This is a genomic window from Verrucomicrobiota bacterium (genome assembly GCA_027622555.1).
In the GTDB taxonomy this organism is placed as follows: domain Bacteria; phylum Verrucomicrobiota; class Verrucomicrobiia; order Opitutales; family UBA2995; genus UBA2995.
Genome location: JAQBYJ010000166.1, coordinates 1 through 9656, shown reverse-complemented (window position 1 = coordinate 9656; position 9656 = coordinate 1). Strand labels below are relative to the sequence as shown.

Below are 9656 nucleotides of genomic sequence, written 5' to 3'. Positions count from 1 at the left end.
AAATACAGGCCAATTGTATGTAGTGTAATTGAACTCGATTTTAGGACAAAAACTAAAAAACGCGGCGCGATGTTAACGATTTTGCTTTTCCAAATTTCTCTACACCTTGCAGCTAGCTGCAAGGTGTAGGATGCCGGGATGCGGCATGCCCGAATCCAAAAAAAGGAAAATGATGGAAGGATTGAAAGACATGAAAAAGAATCAACGCCCCGGGAAATTTGAATAGCAAAAGTCAGCACTGAAAGCGACGCCGAAGAAAACACACAGTCTTTGGGCTAGAGGGTCTTAGCCGAATTCTCAAACGATCAATTTCAGCATGATGGCGTAGCCGGTCATGGTAACTCCACAGGAAACACTCAAAGAGGGCCAGAAAGCGATTCCTCTCTGAAGGAGTTGGGGCAGCAAAATAAAAAAGAGCAGCGAGGGGATAACAAGCCATAGGATGTCTTTGCTGAGCGTCGTAATTCGTTCAACATCCTTCGTGTCGATGTAGATCCAGACGATAGCCAGAAGCGAAACGAGAGGCAAGGAAGCCAATGCCGCAGCACAGAGGCTGGAGCGTTTTGCGATTTCGGAAACGCTGGCGACAATAACTGCGGAGATTAGAATTTTGAGCAGATAATACCACATGATGCCTGATTTGGGTTTGAGTTCCTTGTTTCACACAAAGTACCTTTGGACCGAACAATGTACTTTCTGTATTTGAATCAAAATTACATATCCAAGCCATCAAATTCTCTAAGTTCACGGTCGCTGTGTGCCATTCGATAGAGCGCGGGCAAGACGACCAGAGTTAGCAAAGTGGAACTGATAATGCCGCCGATTACGACGGTGGCCAATGGGCGCTGTACCTCTGCGCCAGCTCCGGTCGCAATGGCCATAGGAACAAAACCCAGGCTTGCAACGAGCGCGGTCATCAAGACGGGCCGCAAGCGCGTAAGACAACCTTCCTCCACGGCTTCGTCAATGGGTATTCCTTCCTCCCTCAACGAACGAATGAAGGAAATCATGACCAGGCCGTTTAGCACCGCGACACCGGAAAGCGCGATGAATCCCACACCCGCAGATATCGAGAGTGGAATATCGCGTAACCATAACGCGAATACCCCGCCCGTGAGTGCTAACGGAACGCCTGAGAACACAAGCAAAGCATCCCGGGCGTTTCCAAAACTCATGAACAGTAAGCCGAAGATCAGGAACAAGGATACCGGAACTACGATTTGCAGCCTCCGCGAGGCGGATTCAAGTTGTTCAAACGTGCCTCCGTATTCGAGCCAATAGCCGGAGGGAATCTCAAAAGATCCAAGCTGTTCTTGAACTTCTGAAATGAAAGACCCCAGATCGCGGCCCCGGACATTGGACGTTATTACCACCCGCCGTTTTCCATTTTCCCGGGTAATTTGATTCGGTCCCGGCGCAATTTCGATGGTGGCCACATCGCGCAATCTCACGAACGACTGGGGATCCGTGCCACTGGATTTTCCAAGAAGGCCGCTCGAGGCGGAAAATACACGCGTTGCGGAAGAATCCATTTCCGGTAACGGGACCGGGAGAGTTCCCAAAGCTTCAATGTCACTCCTCAGCTCCTCAGGCCAACGAACGACAAGATCGAACCGGCGATCCCCTTCAAAGACCTGTCCAATCGTTGCTCCTCCAAGCGCAGTAGATACGATCGTTTGCACCTCCTCCATCCCCAGGCCAAAGCGAGCCAAAGCTTCCCGATCAATCTCGACGGTCAACAACGGCAAACCGGTTATTTGCTCCAACTTCACATCAGCCGATCCAGGTATCGAATTTATGATGTCCTCGATTTCTTTTCCGGAAGCCATAAGCGTATCAAGATCGTCGCCATAGAGCTTGACGGCGACTTCGGAGCGAACACCCGCAATCAGTTCATTGAACCGCATTTGAATCGGTTGAAGAAACTCATAGTTGTTACCTGGGATCTTGATAACTTCAGCTTCCATTTCCCCAAACAGTTGCGTTCGAGTTTTTTTCGGATCCGGCCATTCACTCCGCGGTTTGAGCATGATAAAAGTATCAGCCACACTTGGTGGCATCGGGTCATTCGCCACTTCTGCCGTGCCTATCTTCGCGAAGACTTTATCCACTTCTGGAAATTGTCGCAGCTTCGCTTCCAGCTCCGTTTGCATTTTGACCGCCTGGGTAAGACTGGTTCCGGGAATTCGCAGCGCGTGCAAGGCGATATCACCTTCATCCAGATTCGGAATAAACTCGGTCCCCATCTTTGTTGCGGTCATACCGGCGAGTATCATTAGAACCACTGCAAACAGAGCTGCTGCAGGTCGTACGGACATCACGAAACGCAAAGTCGGTCGGTAAAGGAATTTCGCACCACGAATACCGATATTGTCCTTCTCGGATATTTTTCCACTTACGAATACGGCAACAGCCGCGGGAATAAAAGTTATCGAAAGCACCATCGCACTGAGCAGAGCGGTCACAACCGTGAATGCCATTGGGTGGAACATTTTACCTTCAATTCCTGTGAGCGCGAAAATAGGAATGTAGACCACAGTGATTATGAAAATACCGAATATGGAGGGTTTGATAACCTCCGCGGTTGCTTCGGAGGCCAGGGCAAATCTTTCCGGCTTGGTCAGTAAGCGACCAAGTTGGTGTTGTTCGTTTCCAAATCTCCGAAGACAATTTTCAATAATAATAACCGCACCATCGACAATCAGTCCAAAATCGAGCGCGCCTAGACTCATCAAATTCCCGGAAACATTTTTAGTAACCATACCTGTGATGGTGAAAAGCATGGCCAGAGGAATCACAGCCGCTGTTATCAATGCAGCACGAATGTTTCCCAGTAGCAGGAAAAGAATAACAACGACCAACAACGCCCCCTCCAAAAGGTTTTTCTTTACCGTTTCAATAGTACGGTCTACAAGCGAAGTTCGGTCATAAACCGTCTCCGCAATCACCCCTTCCGGTAAACTTCGATTAACATCCACAAGTTTTGCGGCAACCCGTTGGGAAACTTCACGAGAGTTTTCCCCGATCAACATAAACACGGTACCAAGCACCACTTCCCGGCCATTCTCCGTGGCAGCACCTGTTCGCAATTCAGACCCGAAGCTTACCTCGGCCACATCGGCAATTCGAATGGGTTGACCATTCGGACGGGCGACCATCACCTGGCTGATTTCCTCAAGCGTTCTTACTTGGCCCGGCACCCGAATCAGGTACTGCTCCCCGTACCGTTCAATATAACCGGCGCCCACGTTGTTGTTGTTTTCAGCCAGCGCCGCCATGATGTCTTCCAACGATATCCGGTAGGCCAGCATGCGGTCGGGAAAGGGCGTCACCAGGTACTGTTTCACATAACCGCCAATGGTGTTAATTTCCGATACGCCCTTGAGATTGCGTAACTGCGGCCTCACAACCCAATCTTGTAGCTCACGAAAATCCGTGGCCGTCCACGGCGAACCATCCGATTTTGTAGCACCTTCTTCCGACTCAACCGTGAACATAAATATTTCACCAAGCCCGGTTGAAATGGGGCCCATAGCCGGTTCAATTCCTGCCGGAAGCTGGGACTTCACTTCCTGGATACGCTCATTTACCAGCTGACGGGCAAAGTAAATATCAGTACCGTCCTTAAACGCGACCGTCACTTGCGACAGCCCGTAGCGCGAGACCGATCGAGTATAGTCAAGCCGTGGAAGTCCAGCCATAGATGTTTCAATTAAATAGGTGATCCGTTGTTCTGCTTCCAATGGAGAATACCCTTGAGCTTCGGTATTTATCTGGACCTGAACATTCGTGATATCCGGGACTGCATCAATGGGCAACCGCTGATAATTAAATACGCCCACTGCAGCAATCCCCAGTGTCGTAAAGAGAACGAGCCAACGGTGGTGGATGGAAAAACGTATGATTTTCTCAAGCATGATGTAAGTGTTTAAGAGAGCCTGCTGAAAGGGTGTGAAGTTGTATAATTGTCGTGATCTCGTGCATTGAATGATTTTTCATAGTCTAATGATCGTGGGTCGCTCCGGATTTACCGATATCGGCCTTTACCAGAAAGCTGTTTTCAATCACGTAGTGTTCGCCGGCTTCGATCCCCTTCAAGACTTCGACAAACCCACCGCCTCTGCGACCCAACTCCAAAGGCCGAGCCTGGTAAAGTTCCCCATGCTGGGAAAAAACAACGGTAAAATGGAAGAGGCTTTGTATCCCTGACTCCTTGACAGCTACATCGACTACGTTTTCACCCAGAGCAATCTCGGCTTTTATAAACAACCCGGGCCGCCACCGACCTTCGGGATTAGGAAGTACCACCCGGGCGGCGACTGTTTGAGATTCAATATGGGTAATCGGCGATATCCACGAAATCTCACCGACCACCGCTTCACCACCATCATCAGGATGGATAATTACACGTTGCCCAATTCTAACGCGGGCCTGATCTCTTTTTGGGATATTCAATTCGACCCAAACTTCAGAATAGTCGGCAATGGTATATAAAGAATCTCCATCGGATACCGTTTCCCCTGCTGTCGCGGTACGTTCTACAATGACTCCATCAATGGGAGCTTTAACCTCCATATTGAGGAGCGTCTGATTCGTTTCGACCAATGCAACCACCTCGCCGGCTTTTACGGAATCGCCCAACAATTTGTCAGCCTTCAGAATAATTCCGCCAAAGCGAGGCTCCGCTCGGGCGAGTTTGTTCTCGTTAAATTTCACCTGGCCATAAACCGTCAATGAATCATCTAATGTGGCGGGGCCAGCGGCTGCAAATTCCATGCCCGCGATCTCAGCCGCATTTTCATCTATAACGGTTTGCATTTCCGGAGCATCGAAAGCCCACCGATGGGTCCGCCCGGAATATTTCGCTTCGATCTCGTAACTGAAAGAATGAGGTTCCCCCACCTCCATGTCGCCCAAGGCATAATCCTCGATTGGAGCGAAAACAAAGGTATCCACCTTGTTCCCAGGTCGGATCAGCTTAACCGTAAGATCAACCTCTTCCGGAGGTAGGGTTCTGCCACCCTGACTGAACCAGGCTCTGAACTCTGGTGGCACATCCTCCTCAAAGATAGCCAACTCCAGAGTAAAATCACCGTCGGTGAGTATTCTGCCATTGTGCGGACCTTTGACAACCTCTTCATCAATGGCCGCACCATGTCCATCGGACGAGTTTTCGGACTGCGAGACATTGGATCGAATTATCAAAAAGGCTCCTACACCACCTAGGGCGAGGACGGTGAGAATTGTAATGGGAAGTCTTATTTTCATGGGAGTGTCAGATAAAATATTTAAAATGTGTTAAGTTAAAAATCCCCCAATAGAGGGGTTCCGGTCAGCCGTTCGATTTCGATGACAAAAATATGAAAAGCTGCTGCGTTGGCTATGACTTGTTTACGAAGGTCTATAAGCGAGCGTTGCGCATCCTGCATCTCAAGAAGCGAGTAACGACCTTTGAAGTAACCTTGTTCGGCAAGCTCATTAGTTTCCTCTGCCAAGGGAATAATTTCTTCCTTTAACCGGGTAAAAAAAGTGCGCACGTGGATCATTTCCTGATATACTGCAAAAAGTGTGGAAATCATATCCAGGCGGGTAGCCTTCTCCAAGGTGTCCACTTGTTCCCGGCGAACTCGCGCTTCCTGGACATTGCCACGCGCTTGATCTTGAAACGGAAATGGTAAGGAAACGCTGGCGACCAACCCGAAATCATCAGAGGCCTCTACCCGACGAAGTCCGCCACTCAAGAGCGGGCCTCGTCGTCTCAGACTTTGCTCGAGCTGGACTTGCGCCTCACGCCACCGGGCCTCGACCTTGTAGCGGGCAAGCACGGGGCTTTTTTCCAGTCGTTGGACCAGCGAGGGAAAATCCGGCACCTCGGAGAGAGTCATCAGGTCGGCATTTATATCTCCAAAAGTTGGCTCCTTCTCACCCAATATGGCAGCCAATGCCTGCCGACTCGAGGCAAGCTCGTGCTCGGAATGCTCTTCATCCACTTGCGAGAGCGCCAAGGCAATTCGTACCTTATTTAATTCAATCGGCGTAGTCTGGCCGGCTTCGACCCGGACACGAACCGACTCTACTATTTCCTCACTAAGCTCTCGGGCGCTCTTGGCCATTTCCAATTTTCGCTCGCCAGCCACACTTTCGATGAACCTGCGAGCCACCTCTGCGAATACTTCAATTCTTTGCGTTTCATAGTCCGCACCGGCAACATCCAAGGAAGCTTTTTCGGTCTCGACTCTTTGAGCCCGTGAACCGGCAAGATCGATCACCTGACTGAGCTGCAACGTTGTCTCCAGACTTTTTACGCCAGACAATTCACCGGTGCCTAAGAAATTTTCAAACTCAACCGAGAGGTTTGGATTGGGCCTGATACCGGCTTGCAAAATGCGCGCTTCAACCATGCGCGCCCCAAACGCATGCACCTGCAAAGTGGGATTTTTTTGAAGCGCCATCGCAAGCGCATCTGAAAGCGTAAGCGGTTCTTCCGCGTGTAGTAAGACTCCTGGAATAAAGCCCAGGATCGCCAAATAGGATAGGAAAATTGAACGTTTAGACATTGAAGTAAGCATTGAAGTAATGAGCCCATCGAAGGACATTTGGGATCAGCTACGCACAGCGCGACGTGATCGTTTCTATTACATGCCTGATCGCTCACCAGGAGCGAAACAGCTTAGCTCAATGTCGGTGGAGCAGTAGATTCAGCGGCACACCGCCACTTAAACTGCCAGTTAGTAGGAAAGGCACTTCCAAGGCGCGATCGACCAGAGAGATATTCAACAGTCCGTAACCTAAATGGTGTATTAGACCATTCTCCCTGGGCTGGGCTGAAAGCAGCTTCATTTTCCAGAAATGATGGGACTAAAATCCGGTCCTCATCTGCCTGACTACGAGCAATCACAGGATCATGTTAACCGTTCGCATTCGGAACCTCATCCGAATGTGTATCATCGTGATGCGAGTGACCATGATCATGATCTATCATCCATCCGGCAGCTTCCAAATCACCATGTAACACAGTCGAAAGCAAGGAGACTGCAAAAGCAAAAGCGGTTGAAACTTTACGGAAAGTCATGCCTCAAGAACAACCAACTGATATATTAAAAGGCAAGTCTTAACTGTGGCCTCAACAACCTGCAATTTGGAATTGAAGCCTCTACGCCCATCTCAGACTCCATGGAATTGACGGGTTACGTAGCCTATACGTTTGCCCTCAACGAAAAACCGGGGGAATCTCTGGACGACATTTTTTGGGTGGGTCTAGGAATTGGATTCGGTAAATAATTGTCCCACTCATTGATTGGATTACCGGTCGTAGAGCTCTGGAAATCCCCTTGCAGTACAGAGCGCACTCCTCTACGAATCGGCACCTTAGACGCGCCGTCTTCTCAATCTTAACAAATCCTACCCAAACTCTCTATGTTTGCTTTCCTGTCGTTCCTGGCTTTTACCAGCTTAGTGGCCGCAATCTCATGGTGGAAAACCCGTAATGACGATCAGTCCATTGGAAATAATTATTTCCTGGCAGGACGTAGCCTTCCGTGGTTCGTAGTGACTGGTTCGCTGATGTTGACCAACCTTTCCACCGAACAGTTGGTGGGGCTTAACGGGGGAGGTTACATGCATGGTTTTGTTGTAATTGCCTGGGAAGTAATCGCAGCCACAGCGCTGGTGGTCATGGCATGGAAGTTCCTGCCCATTTACTGGTCTGGCCAGATTACAACTGTTCCCCAGTTCCTGGAGAAACGGTTCGATTCGCAGACACGCACCTTCGTCAGTGTGTTGTTTCTTCTAGCCCTCGCTTTCAGTTTCCTGCCGTTTATACTTTATTCAGGTGCCCTGGCCATGAACGGACTGTTCGATGTCGCCGGAGTGTTCGGTATCACCGAGATGCAATCCATTTTCCTCATGGTGTGGGTTATCGGCATTGTGGGCGCTTTATATGCGATTCTGGGCGGATTGGAAGCAGTTGCGATTTCTGACACCATCAATGGTGTCGGCCTGCTTTTCGGTGGATTATTGATTCCTTTTCTTGGTTTGATGGCGCTTGGCGACGGCCATCTTTTCGGTGGCATTGAACGCATCGTCGATCACCAACGTCCCATGCTCGACCCGGTGGGAGACAGTCAATCGAACATTCCTTTCAGCGTCTTGTTTACCGGCATGCTTATGGTGAATCTCTTTTATTGGTGTACCAACCAATTCATCATTCAAAGAACCTTCGGTGCCAAATCGCTCAAAGAGGCTCAGAAAGGCGTTATCGGAGCAGCCGTGCTAAAGCTCTTGGGCCCCCTTTACCTCGTCCTGCCCGGAGTAATTGCACTGGAACTTTTTGGTCCCAATTTAAGCAATGGAGATCTTGCTTATCCCATGCTTGTAAAGGAAGTATTGCCGACCTGGCTGCTTGGCTTCTTCAGTGCTGTCATGTTCGGCGCTATTCTTAGTTCATTCAACAGCTGCCTACATAGTGCATCTACGCTCTTTGGCCTGGATATTTATAAAAACATTATTCGCAAAGACGCGACAGACAAACAGGTCGTAAAGGCCGGTAAAATGTTTGGCATTGGACTTGCCATATTTGCCATGCTCGCCGCTCCCTTCATTATTCACGCACCTGCAGGATTATTTACCTTAATGAAACAGATCGGAGCCACATTCAGCGTACCGGTATTCGCCCTGGTCGTCTCCGGAATCTTTATACGCAAAGCCCCCGCCCTGGGTGCCAAAGTGATTATCTTTGTCGGAATTGGTTTATACGTGCTCGCCAACTGGTTTGTAAAACCAACATGGAATGGAGCAACCATTCACTGGCTGCACATCACTGGAATTACTTTTGCATTGCTGATACTTACCATGTGGGTCTTCGGAAAAATGCGCCCAATTGACCGCATCATTCCAGCTTATGATCTGCAATCATCTGGAACCACCAACATGGAACAATGGTCTGGCACACACCTGGCTGGCAGCCTGGTCGTAGCCACAGTTATCGGGATGTATGCATTCCTCCATTGGTTTTAATACCATAGCGCTAATCTTGTGAAGCGCTACAGTGTCCTTCGAAATCTGCAAGGCGTAGTAGGAAGCGTAAGTTTGCCCTGATGCCTCGCCGCTTAAAGAGCGTTGAGGAACAGGTCTCTCGAGGAGACAAGGAGGACACTGAGGAGTTTCGAGAAGAAGCATTTTCACCTATATTCCGTGCCCCCTTACTACTATCCGGTAGAATCTTGTTTTTAAAGCAAAGTTGTCATATCTCAACCAATCACAGTGATCTCGCGAATAGCTGGTATTAAAATAAGTTCGAAGAAAAATACCTAACTACGAAAAGCGCAGAATTACGCAAAATCCTTAAATCATTATTTTTCACAGAATCATAGGCACAGAATCATTTGTATTCGAAATTTGGAAGGAGCGGCGTGTCCTTTTTGCTTTCTCAATCCGTAGGGACAGAGCCTTCGCCATTATTCTGTCCTCCATGATTTTGTCTTTTTTCATCAGTGAAAATCGGTGTCATCAGCCGTGCCTTGTCGTAGCCCTGGCGAAGACTGGTGGTTAAAATTTGTATCTTTTTTCCGTTTAGAAAAATGCTTTGAACAGGAGCATCTCAGTCAACAATCAAAACCTGCCCCCGCTGATTCCTTTTGCCATTGCCGGTCCTTGTC

7 protein-coding genes are annotated in these 9656 nt (G+C 49.1%); 1 reads left to right on the top strand and 6 read right to left on the bottom strand.

Annotated elements, in window-relative coordinates; genetic code table 11:
* Window positions 1-297 precede the first annotated feature (297 nt).
* The 6 genes from O3C43_23470 to O3C43_23445 form a co-directional block, all read right to left on the bottom strand.
* On the bottom strand, window positions 298-630 hold the full coding sequence (locus O3C43_23470; protein MDA1069444.1) for a DUF3147 family protein: 333 nt from the start codon (window positions 628-630) through the stop codon (window positions 298-300).
* Between the two features lie 83 nt (window positions 631-713).
* A complete protein-coding gene (locus tag O3C43_23465) occupies window positions 714-3917 on the bottom strand; it encodes a CusA/CzcA family heavy metal efflux RND transporter (protein MDA1069443.1) in 3204 nt (1067 codons plus the stop codon).
* An 85-nt stretch (window positions 3918-4002) separates the two neighbouring features.
* Window positions 4003-5268, bottom strand: coding sequence for an efflux RND transporter periplasmic adaptor subunit (locus O3C43_23460; GenBank protein MDA1069442.1), 1266 nt, complete (start codon window positions 5266-5268; stop codon window positions 4003-4005).
* A gap of 35 nt (window positions 5269-5303) precedes the next feature.
* Complete coding sequence (locus O3C43_23455; GenBank protein MDA1069441.1) at window positions 5304-6557, bottom strand: TolC family protein; 1254 nt, start codon at window positions 6555-6557, stop codon at window positions 5304-5306.
* Between the two features lie 118 nt (window positions 6558-6675).
* A complete protein-coding gene (locus O3C43_23450) occupies window positions 6676-6840 on the bottom strand; it encodes a hypothetical protein (protein ID MDA1069440.1) in 165 nt (54 codons plus the stop codon).
* Window positions 6841-6907: 67 nt separating this feature from the next.
* A complete protein-coding gene (locus O3C43_23445; GenBank protein ID MDA1069439.1) occupies window positions 6908-7072 on the bottom strand; it encodes a hypothetical protein in 165 nt (54 codons plus the stop codon).
* 344 nt (window positions 7073-7416) lie between these two features.
* On the opposite strand from O3C43_23445, the gene O3C43_23440 reads away from it, so the two are divergent.
* Complete coding sequence (locus O3C43_23440) at window positions 7417-9015, top strand: solute:sodium symporter family transporter (GenBank protein ID MDA1069438.1); 1599 nt, start codon at window positions 7417-7419, stop codon at window positions 9013-9015.
* The last annotated feature ends 641 nt before the right edge of the window (window positions 9016-9656 follow it).